Genomic DNA, 15,274 nt, shown 5'->3' with positions numbered 1-15,274 from the left:
AGGCGGCCGCCACCCGCGCGGCCACCGCCGCGAAGAAGGCCGCCGCAGCGGGAACCACCCCGGTTCCGGTCAAAGCGCCGGTCAAGCGCGCCCCCGCGAAGAAGGCCGCACCGAAGGCGACGGGCACGGGGGCGTGACCGGACTCTTCATCACCCTCGAGGGCGGCGACGGCACGGGCAAATCCACCCAGGCGCAGCTGCTCACCGACTGGCTCGAATCCGAGGGGCGCACGGTTGTGCGCTCCCGTGAGCCCGGCGGCACCGAGGTGGGCGTGGAGATCCGTGAGATCGTGCTGCATCACCGCGGCGAGATCGCCCCGCGCGCCGAGGCGCTGCTCTACGCCGCCGACCGTGCGCAGCACGTGGAGACCAAGCTGCGCCCGGCGCTCGCCCGCGGCGAGGTGATCGTGCAGGACCGCTACCTCGACTCCTCCGTCGCCTATCAGGGCGCGGGACGCGTGCTCGGTGCCACCGAGGTGCGCGATCTCTCGCTCTGGGCCGCCGAGGGTCTGCTGCCGGATCTCACGATCCTGCTCGACCTCGACGAAACGGATGCGCGTAGCCGCCTCGACGCCGCCAACAAGCGTTTCGACCGGCTCGAGGCCGAGAAGAGCGAGTTTCACGCCCGGGTGCGTGCCGCGTTCCTGGCGCTCGCCGACGCCGAACCCGACCGGTTTCTGGTGCTGGACGCCGCGGCATCCGTCGACAGCATCGCCGCGCAGATCCGCGCTCGCGTCGCGACCCTGCTCTGACCAGCTGAGACTGTCAGCGGCGGAAGGTAGCCTAGGTTCATGGCAGTGTGGGAAAACCTGACGGGACAGGCTGAGGCCATCGAGATTTTTCGCGCCGCCGCCGCGGTCGAGGCCCGGGTCGCCGCCTCGTCCATGACCCATGCGTGGCTCATCACCGGCCCGCCCGGGTCCGGGCGGTCCAACCTCGCGTTCGCCTTCGCGGCCGCGCTACTGTGCCCCGGCACTCCGGACGGTGACCGCGACGCCATCCGTCAGGTCGACGCCCGCACCCACCCCGACCTCAGCGTGCTCACGACCGACGGGGTCATCATCAAGATGGCGACCGTGAAAGAGGCCGTCGCTCGCTCGCAATACTCGCCGTCCGTCGGGCGCTACCGCGTGATCGTTGTCGAAGACGCCGATCGTATGGTTGAGCGCACCTCCAACGTGCTGCTGAAGGCGCTTGAGGAGCCGCCGGAGCGCACCGTGTGGATCCTGTGCGCCCCCAGCGAAGCGGATCTCCTCCCCACGATTCGCTCCCGCGTGCGCACCGTGCGGCTGCGCGTGCCCAGCATCGACGACGTCGCCGACCTGCTGGTGAAGCGCGACGGCGTCGACCCGGCCATCGCAGAGCTGTCCGCACGCCTCGCGCAGAGCCACATCGGCATGGCGCGCCGCCTGGCGACCAACCCGGAGGCTCGGCTGCGGCGCGAAGAAACCCTGAACGCGGCCCTGGGAATCCGCTCGGTGTCGATGGCGGTCAACGCCGCCGCGCGCCTGCTCGCGATCGCGGGCGATGATGCGAAGGCCATCACGATCGAACGCGATGCCGCCGAGCGCGAGGGAGTGCTGCGTTCGCTCGGGGTCGAGCCGGGGCAGTCCGTTCCCGCGGGCCTGCGCAGCCAGGTCAAAGCGCTCGAAGACGACCAGAAGCGCCGCGCCGTGCGCAGTCTGCGCGACGGAATCGACCGCATCCTCGTGGATCTGGCGTCCCTCTACCGAGACGTGATGATGGTGCAGCTCGGCCGCGAACAGGCCGTGATCAACCGTGAGCTCGGCGCGCAACTGCAGAGCGCATCCGCGTCCAGCTCGCCCGCAGCTACGGTCGCGACAATGGATGCCATCGCGCTGGCGCGCAGCAGAATCCAGTCCAATGTTGCACCGGCGCTGGCCCTTGAGGCTATGCTCGTGTCCGCCATCCGGCGTTGATGCGCGACCACAGGCGACACCAATTAAAGGAAATTCGATGACACACCGAAGTCGCCTGATCGCGGCCGTGGCCGGCGCTGTTGTGCTCACGCTCGGCCTGAGCGGATGCGTCTCCGCGTTCATGCCCCAACCGGCGCCGAACACGTCCACGCCCACGGGTGAATCCGTCGACGCGGCCCTGGAGCCGTTCTACAGCCAGGTTTTGGCGTGGAACGACTGCGGCGAGGGCATGCAGTGCACCACGGCGACGGCGCCCCTCGACTACGGCGACCCGGGCGCCGGTGATGTGAATCTCGCCCTCGTGCGACACCAGGCGACCGGCAGCAACCGGGTCGGTTCCCTGCTGGTCAACCCCGGAGGCCCCGGGGCCTCGGGCTATGACATCGTGAAGAACTCGCTCGACTTCATCACCGACAACACGCTGCAGTCGAGCTTCGACGTCGTCGGCTTCGACCCCCGCGGTGTCGGACGGTCCTCCGCTGTGGCCTGCTACGAACCGGCCGCCATGGACGAATACCTCTACGGCCTCACGACCGCCGCCCGCGGCACGGATGCCTGGATCGCCGAACTTGAGGCCTCCTCCGCGGCCTTCGGGGCCGCGTGTGCCACCAATACCGGCGCCCTCCTCGAACACGTCGATACGCAGAGTGCTGCCCGCGATCTGGATCTGCTCCGCGCCGTGCTCGGAGACGCGAAGCTCAACTACCTCGGCTACTCCTACGGCACCTACCTCGGGGCCACCTTCGCCGAGCTGTTCCCCGACAAGGTGGGGCGCCTCGCCCTTGACGGGGCTCTCGACCCGGCCACGACCAACTTCGAGGTGACGAAGCTGCAGGCGAAGGGCTTCGAAAGCGCCCTGCGCGCCTACCTCGCTGATTGTCTGGCCGGAACGGATTGTCCGTTCGACGGCACCGTGGACGACGCTATGGCCACGGTCGCCGCGCTGCTCGCATCCGTTGATGTCAGCCCGATCACCAACAGCGACGGCCGTCAGCTCGGGTCCAATGCCCTGCTCACCGCCATTATCTACCCGCTGTACCAGCAAGCCGCCTGGCCGCTGCTCAGCACGATGTTCACGAGCGTGATGCGGAACGACGCGACGGATGCGTTCCAGCTCGCGGATTCCTACAACGGACGCCAGGCCGACGGCAGCTACCTCGACAACTCGAGTGAGGCCTTCTCGGCGATCAACTGCGTGGACTACGCCTACAACGATGACCCCGCCGCCATGCGAGCGCAGGCGGCGGAGATTGAGGCTGCGGCGCCGATCATCGGTAGGTACATGAGCTTCGGCGATATCGGCTGCGCGAATTGGCCGTACGCATTCACCGGAGAGCGGGGAGAAATTCACGCCACGGGCGCCGCCCCGATTCTCGTCATCGGCACCACGAACGATCCGGCCACCCCCTACGCCTGGGCGCAGAGCCTCTCGAAGCAACTCGACAGCGGCACCCTCGTCACGTTCCAGGGCGAGGGGCACACCGCCTACAACAAGGGCAGCGCGTGTGTGAACGACGCGGTGGACAACTATCTCGTGAAGGGAATCGTGCCCGACGCCGATCCGATGTGCTGATCGCCGTGCCGGCGACATCTGCTCAGTGCGCCCGGCTTTGTGCACAATTGCAGGGCGTGAAACAATCGGACCATGTCTGAAACGCCACAGCTGGGCCTGCGTGAACGCAAACGCCGAGCGACCCACCGGGCCATCCAGATGGCCGTGCTGGGCCTCGCCAAAGAGCGGGGCATCGAGAAGGTTACGGTCGAGGACATCAGCCGGGTGGCGAATGTGTCACCACGCACGTTCTTCAACTACTTTGCGTCGAAGGACGCCGCGTTCGTGGGGGACACGCCCGGGATCGCATCCGAAGCCGATGTCGAGGCGTTCGTCACCGGTGGACCGCATGGCGACCTGCTCACGCAGCTGGCCACCCTGCTCGCGGCCAACATGCAGCGCACCGAAGACGACCACGAGCTCTACCAGCTGCGCCGCGAGGTGATGAAAAACAACGCGTACCTCTTCGGCATGCGGATGGCCACCCTGCGTGAGTTCGAGGTGCAACTGCAGCAGATCGTCGTTCGGCGGTTCCTGACCGACGAGCCCGAACTCGCCGATGACCCGCAGCGCCTCGACGAGCGAGCCCTGCTCTTCACCCTCGTGGCCGCGGCCGCCATTCGGCACGCCTGGCAATGCTGGGCGGACGGAACGGGGACACCCTCCCTGTCCGAGCGGGTTCGAACCTCATTCACCGACGTGTACGCGATGACCCGCCGAACCGGCTAGGCTTGAGTCTTGTGTCACCGACTGCCTTACGGGGTGGTCTGGTATCGCCGCCTTAGCTCAGTTGGTAGAGCATCTCACTCGTAATGAGAAGGTCGTCAGTTCGATTCTGACAGGCGGCTCCATGGAAAAACGGTTGCCATGGCATCCGAGGCGTGAATGACCTGTGGCTGTGGCTGTGGCTGGGCGATGTATTCTCTGCCGCGCGTGAACAGGGGCTTGCGCCTGATCCAGGCGCTTCGCAGGCTATGGTCATGACAACTACGCCGAACGTCAAGGCTTTCACCCGTATCAATGCCCGGTTTACCGGCCTCTCGCGGCTCGTCACCGGCGACTTCATCACCGGTGACTCCCTCGCCATCATCAGCACCGTCGATGCCGATGACGCCTACACCGAGGTGCGCCGGGTCAAACTGGACGACATCGCCACCGATCATGGTGACTTCGATTCGTTCCGTGACGAGGTTGTCGGGGCACTCGGGCACATCGCTGACGAGATCGCCGCAACGGCGGGTCTCACCATCACCGGTCACACCGGTCACGACGAGGTGTTCTGGACTGCCGCGTGATTCCCTGAACCCCGTCCGTTCTCCTGCGGCTCCGCAAGGCCGATCAGTGCCCGTGCGGATGTCTCGCGCACGTCGCGCCCCTTGACACACGAACTACTTAGAGACACAATCTAGTTATGGACGCAACCAGTCAGGATCTCCCGGCATCGCCAGGCGAGGAGTGGCCGAGTGATTGGCTGAGGGCAACGCTGGGTTTTCTGGCGTTGCGTGCGCTGGAGGCTGGCCCCTCCTACGGATACGCAATCATCCGGGAACTCGAGCAACACGGTCTCGGCACAATTAAGGGCGGCACGCTCTATCCGTTGCTGACGCGCTACGAGGCCGCCGGTCTGGTCGTCACCGAATGGCGGCCGGGGGAGGCAGGGCCCGGACGAAAGTACTTCGCGGTCACGGAGCGGGGTCGCAGCGAACTCGAGCGGCTGCGAGCAGCCTGGGCGCGCTTCACTGACGTCAGCACGAGCTATCTGGCCCCAGGGCCACGTAAGGAGGACATCTCATGAATCTCACCTCGTCCGATAAGAAATGGTTCGATGAGCTCGTCCTGGAGCTTCGCATGCGCGATGTCTTCGGACACGCAATCGGCGACGCGGTAGCGAGCGCCCGCGAACTCGTCAGCGACACGGGTCAGAGCGCCGAAGAGACCTTCGGGCCTGCGCGTGCATACGCCGCATCGCTCGACCTGCCTCGCGGGTCAGGGCGCGATTGGGTGACCAGGGGCTTGTGGACGTCGATGTTCGGGCTGCTGGCCTTCCTGATGTTCGTCCAGGCCATCGGCGCCTGGGTACAGGATGAACCGCTCCTGATGAGTCCGGCACAGCTCGTGCTTGCCGCGGCTCTCGGCGGGCTCGTCGCCCTCTTGCCGCTCTACATCCTCGCGGCGGTCCGGCGCCCGTGGTTGCTCGCGGTGCTCCTTGGTGCCGGTGCCGGTAGCGGGTTTCTCTGGTCAGCGCTGACGCCGGCTCCAGCGGAGGCCTGGCTTGTTCTGGATCCGCTTCCGTGGCTGGTGGCCAGTGGACTGGCCATGGTTCTCCTGTCGGTCGTGAATACGATCCAAACTCTGCGACGCGGCAGCCTGGATGACATCACAGAACCCATCCCCGGCCGGCCGGCGGCGGGCGTCCTGGGCCGACGAGTGTTCGTGATGTTCGCCAACTGGCTTTTCCCTCTCGGGGCGGCACTCCTGCTCCTGCTCTGCGTGGCCATCCTGCTCAATCGCTGAACGGGCCTGGGCCACCCACGTGTCGGATGCCGCACGGGGCTGATCTGCGTCGCCCCCGTCGTTTACTCGCGTGGTTTAGGATCCGGGGGTGAACGCACCATATACGCCGACCCGGATGGCGACATCGTGACCAGCCCCGCCCTCGCCCGTCGTCTCGGGCTGACCGATGCCGTCGTGATCGGCCTCGGTTCGATGATCGGCGCCGGCATCTTCGCCGCGTTCGCGCCCGCCGCTGCGGCGGCCGGGCCGCTGCTGTTGGCGGGGCTGGCGATCGCCGCCGTCGTTGCGGTGTGCAATGCCACCTCGTCTGCCCAGCTTGCGGCCCAGTACCCGACGTCGGGCGGCACCTATGTGTATGGGCGCGAGCGGCTCGACGCGTGGCCGGGATTTCTGGCCGGATGGGGATTCGTCATCGGCAAGACCGCGAGTTGCGCTGCGATGGCCTTGACGTTTGCGGCCTACACGGCACCGGCCGGCTGGGAGAAACCCGTCGCCGTGCTCGCCGTCCTGGGCCTGGCCGCCGTGAACTACGTCGGCGTGACCCGAACCGCACGGCTCGCCCGCATCATCGTCACCATCGTGCTGGTGGTCCTTGCGCTGGTCGTTCTCGCCGGTGCGCTCAACCCCGGTGTGCGGCAGCCGCTCGTTGACAGCGGTGCCGACGCGGTGGGCTGGTACGGCGTTCTGCAGTCCGCGGGATTGCTGTTTTTCGCCTTCGCCGGCTACGCCCGGATCGCCACGATGGGTGAAGAGGTGAAGACCCCGACGCGCACGATCCCACGCGCGATTCTCCTCGCTCTGTCCATCGCCCTCGTCGTGTACGTCGTGATTGCCGTCACTCTGCTCCTCACCCTGGGCGTCGACGGACTCGCCGCATCCGCTCGGCCGTTGAGTGACGTCGTCGTGGCGGCGGGTTGGGGCTGGGCCGTGCCGATCGTCGGTATCGGCGCAGCGGCGGCAGCCCTCGGCGCGCTCCTCGCGCTCATCACGGGCGTCGGGCGAACGAGCCTCGCCATGGCCCGCAACCGGGACCTTCCCGGCTGGCTTGCCGCGGTGCATCCGCGTTACGGCGTGCCCCACCACGCGGAGATCGCCCTGGCCGTTGTGGTCTCCGTCCTCGTTCTCACCGTCGACCTGCGCGGGGCCATCGGGTTCTCGTCGTTCGGCGTGCTCCTGTACTACGTGGTTGCCAACGTCGCCGCGTTCACCCAGACCGGCACGCACCGCCGCTACCCTCGTGCCCTCCAGATCGGCGGGGCGATTGCCTGTCTCGTGCTGGTCGCGACGCTGCCGATCCCCTCGATCGTCGGGGGAATCATCGTTCTCGCCGTTGGCATCCTTTACCGCTTGGCTCGCCTCAGGCTCGCCCGACGCTGAGGTTGTCGACCCTGCGGGGTGGCCGGATCCGTACGGACTGAGTAGCGTCGAGTGAGCGTGGCCGATCCCCGGCCGCACCTCCCCGCAGAGGAGCACAGATGTCTTTCCAGGCGTACCTCGACAGCATCGAAGACAAGACGGGGCTGACCCCGCGTGAGTTCGTCGCGCTGGCCCACGAGCGGGGTTTCGACGATCCGTCCGTGAAGGCCGGGGCCATTGTCGAGTGGCTGAAGATCGACTATGACCTGGGCCGTGGACACGCCATGGCGCTGGTGCACGTCATCAGGAACGGGGCCACGATCGACGCGAAGCACGTGGGAACGGGGACCGCGCACAGCGACGCGTCCGACACGCTGTGGCTGGACGGGAAGCACAACCGACCCGAGTGAGTCCGTCCGCTCCGTGCCCCGCCGCATCTCCAGCGATTCCGTGTGCCTGCCGTGTTTCTGCCGGCACGTGACTCGTGCGCCGGCGTCAACGCAACGAGCCCACCCGAGCGACGCGAGGCGGGGTCTCGTGTGCGAGAAGCCGCGCGATTGAGGAAGGGGCGCGATAGAGTGCGGTCATGGGGAAGATCGTGAGATTACGCTGGGGGGCTATCGGCCTCGCCGTGATACTGGGGGTCGGTGGCGGAATCGTTGTGGTCTCCGCGGCCACAGCTGACCCAGCACCGGTCGTTGTCGTGGTGGATTCGGATCCAGCCCGAGACGCCGTTCTCATCGCGCGGCACGCCCAACGGGTAGCGGATGCTGCCGCAGCTGCGGCGCAGGCAGCGGCGGCCGAGGCGGCCCGTGTCGCCGCGGAGCAGCAGGCAGCGGCGGACGCGCAGGCGGCAGCCGACGCTCGGATCGCAGCCGATGCTCAAGCGGCAGCCGATGCTCGGGCCGCGGTGCACGACGGCACGGTGCCTGCGGAGGAACAGGAGTACGAGTTCGCGCAGAATCCGAGCGAGGGCGGATCGGCGCCTAACCCGAGCATTGAATGGGACTCCAGAATTCTCGTTCCCTGGATCTCAGACATGGACCCGGAGGATCCAACCGCGGGGCATTGGATGTTGAGCATCTGCCCAGGTAGCGCCAGCCGCACGCCGAGTGGTCTGTTCTGCGACTAATCACCGTCGGGCCGACCAAACGGTCACGTGACAGCGGCGTCTCCTGACCCGGCTGGCCGCGCCCTCAAGAGGGTCGTTGACAGTTTCCGGAATGCCGCTCGAACTGCTGTGAGCGGGCCTGCGCGCTCGTGATGCGCGCGCAGACCCGGGTCCCTTGCTCAGACCGATGGTTACGCCTCGGCGAGTCCGGGCCGAACCTTTACGAACGTGATGCCGTCTTTCATGGGCTGAACGGTCTTCGCGGGGCGGCGGGAGAAACCCTTGGCGTCGAGACGGTTCTCCGCGCGCGTGCCCTCCAGATCGGCGGGGCGATTGCCTGTCTTGTACTGGTCGCGACGCTGCCGATCCCCTCGATCGTCGGGGGAATCATCGTTCTCGCCGTGGGCATCGTCTACCGCTTCGCTCGGCTCAGGCTCGCCCGATGCTGAGGTTGTCGCCCCTGCGGGTCAGACTTGGACGCCCGCACGGTGAGAGGGCTTTTACACGGTCGGCCCCGAGAGGTCGATCACGGCGAGGGCCGCCCGGGCATGGTTTGCGGCCTCGGAGGCGGTAATCGGGCCGAGCAGTCCGAGCAAGCGGCGCCGGTAGTCCTCGCCAAGCAGCAGGCTATACAGCGGTTCGGCCCTGGCGACGGCGTGCGCGCCGTGCTCGGATGCAATGTGCTCGGCGAGTCGCGCGATGTGCCGCATATCGCCATTGTCGTGGAGTTTTCGGGCGATCTCGGGAAACCGCAACGATTCGGCGATCACCAGCCGGTGCAGTCCGATCATCTGGGCCGAGTGCAACCCATAGACGATGCGCGTGGAGAGGGATTCGAGTGTCTCCGGATCCAGGGGCTCGCCGCTGACGTTCGCGGCCAGACGGTGCTGCATCTCGGTGAAGACACCGGCCTTGTCTCCGAAATAGGTGTAGAGCGTGCGCTTGGTTACCTGCGCGGCGGTAGCGATGCGGTCCACCGTGGCGTGGCCGAAGCCGTGCTCGAGAAATATCGGCAGGGCGGCATCGAGGATCTGGCCCCGACGTTCGACGCGTGCGGCCTCGGTGGGCCGGCCACGCTTGCGAACGGGCTTCTCCGAAAGCATGATGGTCCTTCTTCTGTCGAAACGGTACGGAACAAACGTACCCTCGGAGGTAGAATGAAACTACTTCGTATCATTAAACCGATACAGCTTTTCGACCCCCGGCCCCACAAGAGCCGAGGAGGGAGTCCCGTCATGTCCACCCGACCGGCTGCAACCCTGGCCCGCAAGGCCAGACCCACCGCCGCGCACAAGCGCTCGATCGATTTCTACCGCCGGATGGTACTCATTCGCCGGTTCGAAGAGCGTGCGGCCCGGTCGTATACGCAGGCGTTGATCGGCGGATACTGCCACCTCAACCTTGGCGAAGAGGCCGCGGTCGTCGGGCTCATGGCGGCACTGCGCCCCACCGACTACCTGTTCACCAACTACCGCGAACACGGCTACGCGATCACCCGCGGCGTCGATCCCAACCGGGTGATGGCCGAGCTCTACGGCCGGGTCGACGGCGTCTCCAAAGGCTGGGGCGGATCGATGCACATGTTCGACTTCGAGAAGCGGATGCTGGGTGGCTACGGAATCGTGGGCGGGCAGATCCCGCTCGCCACCGGTGCTGCCCTAGCCATCGACTACCGGAGCGGCGACGAGATCGTGTTGTGCACGATGGGCGACGGAACGACGAACATCGGGGCCTTTCACGAGTCGCTGAACATCGCCGCACTGTGGAACCTGCCGATCGTCTACGTCATCATCAACAACCGACTGGGGATGGCGACAACCGTGGACAAAGCCTCGGCCGAACCCGAGTTGTACAAGCGGGCATCCGCGTACCGAATGGCGTCTGAGCGTGTCGACGGCCTCGATCCCGCCGCCGTGTTCGCCGCCGCCGAGCGTGCGGTCGCCTCGGCCCGCGGCGGCAAGCCGTTTCTGCTCGAGGTCGTCACGGAGCGGCTGCGTGGGCACTCCGTCGTCGACCCGGCCACGTACCGCACCGCGGACGAGATGACGCTGGTGAAGGAACGCGACCCGGTTCACGCTCTCGCCGCGCGCCTGCTTGCGGATGCCCTCCTCGACGACGAGGCCCTGACGGCAATCGACGAGGAGGCCATGGCACGGGTCGCCGAGGCGGCGGCCTTCGCCGAAAACAGCCCGTTCCCCGATGTGTCGACCCTGTTCGACTACACCTACGCGACCCCCGCGGCCAACGACTCCCACCGCCTGCCCGGACAGCCCCTGTTCGAGCCGGAACCGATTCCCGAGAACGGAGCGCACGAATGAGCATCATGACCTATCGGCAGGCGCTGCACGACACGCTGCGCTCGGAGATGCTCCGGGATGAGAACGTCTTCCTGATGGGTGAGGAGATCGGGCTGTTCGATGGCGCGTACAAGATCACCGCCGGAATGCTCGACGAGTTCGGCGAGAAGCGCGTGCGAGACACTGCAATCGCCGAGGAAGGCTTTACCGGCGCAGCAATCGGTGCCGCCATGCTCGGGCTGCGGCCGGTCGTCGAGATCATGACCATCAACTTCTCGCTGCTCGCACTGGATCAGATCGTGAACCATGCCGCCAAGATCTACGGCATGTTCGGCGGCCAGGCGCGGGTGCCCCTGGTGATACGAACCCCGGGCGGCGGCGGACAGCAGCTCGGCGCCACTCACTCGCAGAACATCGAGCTCTTCTATGCTTTTGTTCCGGGTATGAAGGTCGTGGCCCCCAGCACGCCGGCCGACGCCAAGGCACTGCTGCTCGCGGCGATCCGCGACGACGATCCGGTGCTCTTTCTCGAGAACCTGTCCCTGTACAACACCAAGGGCGAGGTGCCCGACGCGGACGTGCCGGCGCAGATCGGCAAGGCCGCCGTCACTCGCCGCGGGAGCGACATCACGCTGATCGGCTACTCGCGGATGGCGCATGTTGCGGCCCAGGTGGCCGAACGGCTTGCAGAGTCAGACGGCCTCGACATTGAGGTGGTCGACCTGCGGAGCCTGCGTCCCCTCGACCGCGAAACGGTGGTGGAGTCCGTGAAGAAGACGCATTCGGCCGTCATCCTCGAGGATGACTGGCTGACGTACGGAATCGGCGCGGAGATCGCAGCCACGATCTCCGATGGCGCCTTCGACTACCTGGATGCCCCCGTGCGCCGCGTGGCGATGGCAGAGGTGCCCCTCCCGTATTCAAAACCGCTGGAAACGGCCGCGTTGCCGTCCGCGGATGACGTGATCGGCGCCATCCGTCAGACGCTCGACGCCGTCGGCCGCCGCCGCTACCCGATGGGTGAGAAGTCATGATTGAAATCAGAATGCCGCGTCTCTCCGACACCATGGAGGAAGGCGCAATTGCAATCTGGCACAAGCAGCCCGGCGACCGGGTCGACGTGGGCGATCTGCTCGTGGAGATCGAGACCGACAAGGCCACAATGGAATACGAGGCCTACGAGGCCGGCACGCTCACCGAACACCTCGTGCCCGAGGGGCAGCTGGTATCGATCGGCGCCCCGATCGCGCTGCTTGACGACGGCGTGGGGAACGTCGCGGTGCCCCAGGATGTTGCACCCGAGGCTGTCGCTCCGGCCGCCCCCCCGGTGAGCGCTGCCGTGGCGGTGTCCGCCACTGCCGTGGTCGAGGGAGCCACCGACGATTCGGCTCCCTTCCCTGCCGCGGCGAGACCGGAACCTGAGGTGGGGGAGCGGAGGTTCGCCTCGCCGCTCGTCCGCAAGCTCGCCCGCGAGAACCACCTCGACCTGAGCCACGTGCGTGGCACGGGCCCTGGAGGGCGCATCATCTTCGCGGATACCGTGCACCTGCTTGAGCATGAGGCCGAGCCCCCAGCTGGCCCCACGCCCGCGCTCGGTGCGCCAGCCACGCCCGCCTCGTCGGCCAGCACCGGTACGCCGGCGCCCGACGACAAGCGCGCACCGGAGTCCGTCCCACTGACCTCCCTCCGCCGCGTCGTTGCGCGGCGCCTGGGCGACAGCGCGCGCAGTGTCCCGCACTTCTACGTGACCGCCGCGGCGGATGCCGAAGAGTTCATGCTGCTGCGCACCGAGCTCAACGCCCAGCTGGTGGCGGCCGGCCGGTCGAAGGTGAGCGTGAATGACCTCCTGATCCGGGCGTGCGCGCTCGCGTTGCGCGAGCATCCGCTGGTCAACGCCTCGTACATTAACGATGCGAGCAGCGAGATGCTGGTGCACCAGCGCATCAATGTGGGGGTGGCCGTCGCAGCGGAGGCCGGGTTGATGGTGCCGGTGATCGATGATGCGGACCAGAAAACGGTCAGCCAGCTCGGAGCCGAGACGAAGCACCTGGTTTCCCTCGCGAATGACAAGAAGCTGACGCCCGCGCAGATGTCGGGCGGCACGTTCACGATCAGCAACCTCGGCATGTTCGGCGTGGAGCATTTCACGGCGATCATCAACCCGCCCGAAGGCGCGATTCTGGCCGTGGGTGGCACCGCCCGGGAAGCCGTCGTTGTGGGGGCGGATATCGTGGCCCGCTACCGGATGCACTACACGCTCTCGGCCGATCATCGGATCATCGACGGGGCCCTCGCGGCGACGTTCCTGCAGACGCTGACCCGATTGATCGAGAACCCCTGGACCATCGTGGCCTGAGCAACGAGGGGGAATCATTCGATGTGCGACGGGCTGCGTAAAAACGCTGCAGCCCGTCGCGGTCGTGGTGGTGCTGGCATCCGTTGCCGCGGGTGCGCTCCTGACGGAAGCGCGTTCGCGTGTTACGCCTCGGCGAGTCCGGGCCGAACCTTTACGAACGTGATGCCGTCTTTCATGGGCTGAACGGTCTTCGCGGGGCGGCGGGAGAAACCCTTGGCGTCGAGACGGTTCTCCGCGCGATACTCGGCCTGAGCCTGGTCGTAGACGGCGTTGACCTGCTCGCCCACGAACGACTCCTGCGACCCGTCGCTGAAGATGATGGACACGGGGGTCTTGGTCGGAAAGTGCCGGTTCATGCGGATGAAACCGTCGGCGTCCTGGTGCAGCGTAATCATGGAAGTCCCTTATTGAATGATCGAGGGTTCCAGTCTTGCCTATTGCGCGCTCTCCTCCGTCACGCGGCGCCGATGAAGGAGGAGCGTCCGCACCAGAACGGGCACGACGGAGACCACCACGATGCCCACGAGTACCAGGTCGATGTACCTCGCAGCGAATTCGGCGACGCCCGGAATGTGGGCGAGCAGGAAGCCCAGCCCCACGATCAGGACGGTCCAGACGGTGCCGCCGATGATGTTGAAGAGCGTGAACAGGCGACGCGGCATGCGGCCCACACCCGCGGCCACCGGGGCGAAGGTGCGTACCACGGGAACGAACCGGGCCACCAGCACAGCGGCCGGTCCGTAGCGAGCGAAGAATGCCTGGGTGCGTTCAACACTGCGTCGGCTGAACAGGCCGGATTCCTTGCGTTCGAAGATGCGTGGTCCCGACCGGTGCCCGATGACGTATCCCACTTGGTCGCCGGCCGCGGCGGCGACGGCCACGAGCAGCATCACGAGCCAGAGCGGCTGGGAGATCGCGCCACCGAAGGCGAGGATCCCGGTGAAGAACAGCAGGGTGTCGCCGGGTAGGAAGAAGCCGATCAGGAGCCCCGTCTCGGCGAAGACCACGGCACACACGAGAAGGAGGCCCCACACCCCGGCACCTGTGATCAGGGCCTGGGGATCGAGAACTCCGGCGGAGAGAATCATCGGGGAAGTCATATAAGTACAGGTCTACTCCCCGAATCCGTGAGTTCAGCTGTGTGCGCGCCGCGGGGATCGCGCGCGGCCTCCAGCCGCTCGGCGGCGCGCGCCAACACCGCTGCCCGACTCGGCTCGGGAACCGCCCGTCAGTGCGAGCGCTGGCCGTGCGACACCGTCCAGCGCCGCCACTGGTTTACGTCGCTGCACTGCACGGGCTCGGCATCGGACGGCCTAGCGCGCCGAGTAGCCGCCGTCGACGAGGTGGTAGCTGCCCGTGATGAAACTCGCCTGGTCGGACAACAGGTAGACGGCGAGGTCGGCAACCTCGTCCGCCGTGCCGAGGCGTCCGATCGGGTGCATGCCCACAATCGCATCGTGCATCTCTGCCGGGATTCCCGCGAGCATGGGCGTCTCGATGTAGCCAGGCCCGACGGCGTTCACGCGGATGCCGCGGGCGGCGTATTCGAGCGCAGCCGCCTTGGTCAGGCCCACGACGCCGTGCTTGGCAGCCACGTAGGCCGCGGCGTTGAGCTCCCCGTTCGTTCCGAGGATCGACGAGATGTTCACGATGGAGCCGCCGCCGGAATGCAGCAGGGCCGGAATCTGGTAGCGCAGGCCGTACGCCACGCCGCTGAGGTTGACGTCGATCACGCGTTTCCAATCCTCGATGTCCAGCTCGCCAACGGGATTACGCACGGGAGCGATACCGGCGTTGTTGACCGCGACCTGCAGTGCGCCATACGTGTCGAGGGCCACCTGCACCGCCGTGTGGGACTGCGCCGGATCCGCGGTGTCCTGCTGCAGGGCCACCGCGATCTGCCCGGCGGCCTCGATGCCGTCGACGACCGCCTGCGCCGCCTCGAGATGAATGTCGGTCACCACGACGGATGCCCCGTCTGCCGCGAGCCGCCGGGCGATGGCGGCGCCGATGCCGGAGCCGCCACCGGTCACAAGTGCGACCTTCGACTGAAAACCTGTCATGAGCTCTCTCCTTTGCTCCATGTTGCTTCGTGGTCGGCGCCAGTGTGCCACCGTTTGGGCCCGGACAGGTCGGCTCACGGCACTCG

18 protein-coding genes and 1 tRNA gene are annotated in these 15,274 nt (G+C 66.9%); 15 read left to right on the top strand and 4 right to left on the bottom strand.

Annotation, left to right across the window (positions count from 1 at the left end; translation table 11 throughout):
- Positions 1–133: 133 nt before the first annotated feature.
- The 12 genes from tmk (at position 134) to JF66_RS13215 (ending at position 8,921) form a co-directional block, all read left to right on the top strand.
- The gene (tmk, locus tag JF66_RS13270; protein ID WP_035878896.1) at positions 134–751 is read left to right on the top strand and encodes a dTMP kinase; all 618 of its coding nucleotides are present in this window, start codon (positions 134–136) and stop codon (positions 749–751) included.
- Positions 752–790: 39 nt separating this feature from the next.
- Complete coding sequence (locus JF66_RS13265) at positions 791–1,939, top strand: DNA polymerase III subunit delta' (RefSeq protein ID WP_035878895.1); 1,149 nt, start codon at positions 791–793, stop codon at positions 1,937–1,939.
- 37 nt (positions 1,940–1,976) lie between these two features.
- On the top strand, positions 1,977–3,512 hold the full coding sequence (locus JF66_RS13260) for an alpha/beta hydrolase (RefSeq protein ID WP_051973522.1): 1,536 nt from the start codon (positions 1,977–1,979) through the stop codon (positions 3,510–3,512).
- Between the two features lie 72 nt (positions 3,513–3,584).
- Complete coding sequence (locus JF66_RS13255; protein ID WP_035878894.1) at positions 3,585–4,220, top strand: TetR/AcrR family transcriptional regulator; 636 nt, start codon at positions 3,585–3,587, stop codon at positions 4,218–4,220.
- A 46-nt stretch (positions 4,221–4,266) separates the two neighbouring features.
- A tRNA-Thr gene (locus tag JF66_RS13250) sits at positions 4,267–4,342 on the top strand.
- A gap of 129 nt (positions 4,343–4,471) precedes the next feature.
- A complete protein-coding gene (locus tag JF66_RS13245) occupies positions 4,472–4,786 on the top strand; it encodes a hypothetical protein (protein ID WP_156109787.1) in 315 nt (104 codons plus the stop codon).
- Between the two features lie 116 nt (positions 4,787–4,902).
- Positions 4,903–5,286, top strand: a complete 384-nt coding sequence (locus JF66_RS13240; protein ID WP_035878892.1) for a PadR family transcriptional regulator — start codon at positions 4,903–4,905, stop codon at positions 5,284–5,286.
- Positions 5,283–6,005 (top strand): hypothetical protein, encoded by a 723-nt coding sequence (locus JF66_RS13235; RefSeq protein ID WP_035878891.1) that lies wholly within the window; start codon positions 5,283–5,285, stop codon positions 6,003–6,005. Before JF66_RS13240 ends, JF66_RS13235 begins: the two co-directional genes overlap by 4 nt.
- A gap of 126 nt (positions 6,006–6,131) precedes the next feature.
- Positions 6,132–7,382 carry an APC family permease gene (locus tag JF66_RS13230; RefSeq protein ID WP_035878889.1) on the top strand — a complete coding sequence of 417 codons (1,251 nt, stop codon included), beginning with the start codon at positions 6,132–6,134 and terminating at the stop codon, positions 7,380–7,382.
- Between the two features lie 98 nt (positions 7,383–7,480).
- Positions 7,481–7,771 (top strand): DUF4287 domain-containing protein, encoded by a 291-nt coding sequence (locus tag JF66_RS13225; RefSeq protein WP_035878888.1) that lies wholly within the window; start codon positions 7,481–7,483, stop codon positions 7,769–7,771.
- Between the two features lie 176 nt (positions 7,772–7,947).
- Positions 7,948–8,493: a hypothetical protein gene (locus tag JF66_RS13220; RefSeq protein WP_035878886.1), complete on the top strand. Its 546-nt coding sequence runs from the start codon at positions 7,948–7,950 to the stop codon at positions 8,491–8,493.
- A gap of 131 nt (positions 8,494–8,624) precedes the next feature.
- Positions 8,625–8,921 (top strand): hypothetical protein, encoded by a 297-nt coding sequence (locus tag JF66_RS13215; protein ID WP_035878883.1) that lies wholly within the window; start codon positions 8,625–8,627, stop codon positions 8,919–8,921.
- 51 nt (positions 8,922–8,972) lie between these two features.
- Here JF66_RS13215 and JF66_RS13210 read toward each other — a convergent pair whose 3' ends face one another.
- Entirely contained in the window at positions 8,973–9,575 is a 603-nt protein-coding gene (locus JF66_RS13210; RefSeq protein ID WP_035878881.1) for a TetR/AcrR family transcriptional regulator, read from the bottom strand.
- A 132-nt stretch (positions 9,576–9,707) separates the two neighbouring features.
- On the opposite strand from JF66_RS13210, the gene pdhA reads away from it, so the two are divergent.
- The 3 genes from pdhA to JF66_RS13195 are packed head-to-tail and all read left to right on the top strand — an operon-like array spanning position 9,708 to position 13,125.
- A complete protein-coding gene (gene pdhA, locus JF66_RS13205) occupies positions 9,708–10,790 on the top strand; it encodes a pyruvate dehydrogenase (acetyl-transferring) E1 component subunit alpha (RefSeq protein WP_081882380.1) in 1,083 nt (360 codons plus the stop codon).
- Positions 10,787–11,803: an alpha-ketoacid dehydrogenase subunit beta gene (locus tag JF66_RS13200; RefSeq protein WP_035878878.1), complete on the top strand. Its 1,017-nt coding sequence runs from the start codon at positions 10,787–10,789 to the stop codon at positions 11,801–11,803. The genes pdhA and JF66_RS13200 overlap by 4 nt, the downstream gene beginning before the upstream one ends.
- Complete coding sequence (locus JF66_RS13195; protein ID WP_051973521.1) at positions 11,800–13,125, top strand: dihydrolipoamide acetyltransferase family protein; 1,326 nt, start codon at positions 11,800–11,802, stop codon at positions 13,123–13,125. The genes JF66_RS13200 and JF66_RS13195 overlap by 4 nt, the downstream gene beginning before the upstream one ends.
- Before the next feature lie 122 nt (positions 13,126–13,247).
- Here JF66_RS13195 and JF66_RS13190 read toward each other — a convergent pair whose 3' ends face one another.
- The 3 genes from JF66_RS13190 to JF66_RS13180 all read right to left on the bottom strand — a co-directional run bounded on the left by JF66_RS13190 (position 13,248) and on the right by JF66_RS13180 (position 15,188).
- Positions 13,248–13,520 (bottom strand): hypothetical protein, encoded by a 273-nt coding sequence (locus JF66_RS13190; RefSeq protein ID WP_035878875.1) that lies wholly within the window; start codon positions 13,518–13,520, stop codon positions 13,248–13,250.
- A 39-nt stretch (positions 13,521–13,559) separates the two neighbouring features.
- Complete coding sequence (locus JF66_RS13185) at positions 13,560–14,225, bottom strand: DedA family protein (protein WP_156109786.1); 666 nt, start codon at positions 14,223–14,225, stop codon at positions 13,560–13,562.
- Positions 14,226–14,438: 213 nt separating this feature from the next.
- A complete protein-coding gene (locus tag JF66_RS13180; RefSeq protein WP_035878874.1) occupies positions 14,439–15,188 on the bottom strand; it encodes an SDR family NAD(P)-dependent oxidoreductase in 750 nt (249 codons plus the stop codon).
- Between the last annotated feature and the right edge of the window lie 86 nt (positions 15,189–15,274).

It is taken from the genome of Cryobacterium sp. MLB-32, assembly GCF_000738085.1.
In the GTDB taxonomy this organism is placed as follows: domain Bacteria; phylum Actinomycetota; class Actinomycetes; order Actinomycetales; family Microbacteriaceae; genus Cryobacterium.
The sequence above is the reverse complement of the archived record's forward strand: the minus strand, read 5'-3'. Positions and strand labels throughout refer to the sequence as shown.

What these genes read in the sequence shown, in the direction of transcription:
- JF66_RS13265 (WP_035878895.1), top strand. Translation starts at nt 791, where the DNA reads ATGGCAGTGTGGGAAAACCTGACGGGACAGGCTGAGGCCATCGAGATT.
- JF66_RS13260 (WP_051973522.1), top strand. Translation starts at nt 1,977, where the DNA reads ATGACACACCGAAGTCGCCTGATCGCGGCCGTGGCCGGCGCTGTTGTG.
- JF66_RS13255 (WP_035878894.1), top strand. Translation starts at nt 3,585, where the DNA reads ATGTCTGAAACGCCACAGCTGGGCCTGCGTGAACGCAAACGCCGAGCG.
- JF66_RS13245 (WP_156109787.1), top strand. Translation starts at nt 4,472, where the DNA reads ATGACAACTACGCCGAACGTCAAGGCTTTCACCCGTATCAATGCCCGG.
- JF66_RS13240 (WP_035878892.1), top strand. Translation starts at nt 4,903, where the DNA reads ATGGACGCAACCAGTCAGGATCTCCCGGCATCGCCAGGCGAGGAGTGG.
- JF66_RS13235 (WP_035878891.1), top strand. Translation starts at nt 5,283, where the DNA reads ATGAATCTCACCTCGTCCGATAAGAAATGGTTCGATGAGCTCGTCCTG.
- JF66_RS13225 (WP_035878888.1), top strand. Translation starts at nt 7,481, where the DNA reads ATGTCTTTCCAGGCGTACCTCGACAGCATCGAAGACAAGACGGGGCTG.
- JF66_RS13220 (WP_035878886.1), top strand. Translation starts at nt 7,948, where the DNA reads ATGGGGAAGATCGTGAGATTACGCTGGGGGGCTATCGGCCTCGCCGTG.
- JF66_RS13215 (WP_035878883.1), top strand. Translation starts at nt 8,625, where the DNA reads ATGCGCGCGCAGACCCGGGTCCCTTGCTCAGACCGATGGTTACGCCTC.
- JF66_RS13210 (WP_035878881.1), bottom strand. Translation starts at nt 9,575, where the DNA reads ATGCTTTCGGAGAAGCCCGTTCGCAAGCGTGGCCGGCCCACCGAGGCC.
- pdhA (WP_081882380.1), top strand. Translation starts at nt 9,708, where the DNA reads ATGTCCACCCGACCGGCTGCAACCCTGGCCCGCAAGGCCAGACCCACC.
- JF66_RS13200 (WP_035878878.1), top strand. Translation starts at nt 10,787, where the DNA reads ATGAGCATCATGACCTATCGGCAGGCGCTGCACGACACGCTGCGCTCG.
- JF66_RS13195 (WP_051973521.1), top strand. Translation starts at nt 11,800, where the DNA reads ATGATTGAAATCAGAATGCCGCGTCTCTCCGACACCATGGAGGAAGGC.
- JF66_RS13190 (WP_035878875.1), bottom strand. Translation starts at nt 13,520, where the DNA reads ATGATTACGCTGCACCAGGACGCCGACGGTTTCATCCGCATGAACCGG.
- JF66_RS13185 (WP_156109786.1), bottom strand. Translation starts at nt 14,225, where the DNA reads ATGACTTCCCCGATGATTCTCTCCGCCGGAGTTCTCGATCCCCAGGCC.
- JF66_RS13180 (WP_035878874.1), bottom strand. Translation starts at nt 15,188, where the DNA reads ATGACAGGTTTTCAGTCGAAGGTCGCACTTGTGACCGGTGGCGGCTCC.